The organism is Salinimicrobium oceani, assembly GCF_012037645.1.
Window position 1 is genome coordinate 1 of the sequence record NZ_JAAVJR010001127.1, and the last position, 355, is coordinate 355.

General features: G+C 42.8%; 1 protein-coding gene. It reads right to left on the reverse strand.

The window, feature by feature from the left end; translation table 11 throughout:
- A partial coding sequence (locus tag HC175_RS21100) for a c-type cytochrome (protein ID WP_168139922.1) occupies positions 1 to 355 on the reverse strand: 355 nt, incomplete at both ends.

Below are 355 nucleotides of genomic sequence, written 5' to 3' on the forward strand. Positions count from 1 at the left end.
TCAGCTTCGGGTTCTGTTTCCTGAACCTCCATTTGCTGCTCTGCATTGACCGGAGGCATAAGATTTTCTTCTGCCTCTACTACAAATTCCCTTGCAGGATTACCCTCCAACTGGTCCTTTAACTGCATCACATAATGGGTGATCATCCAACGCTCCTCAATAGTGGTTTGTGAGGCATAAGATCCCATAGCATTAAGGCCATAATATTGTACATGATATACACTACCTTCTGTAATTGCTCTTCCGGCATCGGCATAACTTGGAATACCCAGTATTTTCTCTCTTTCTACAAGTATTCCCTTTCCGTCACCTTTATCACCATGACATACGGCACAGTAAATTGTATAAAGGGCTT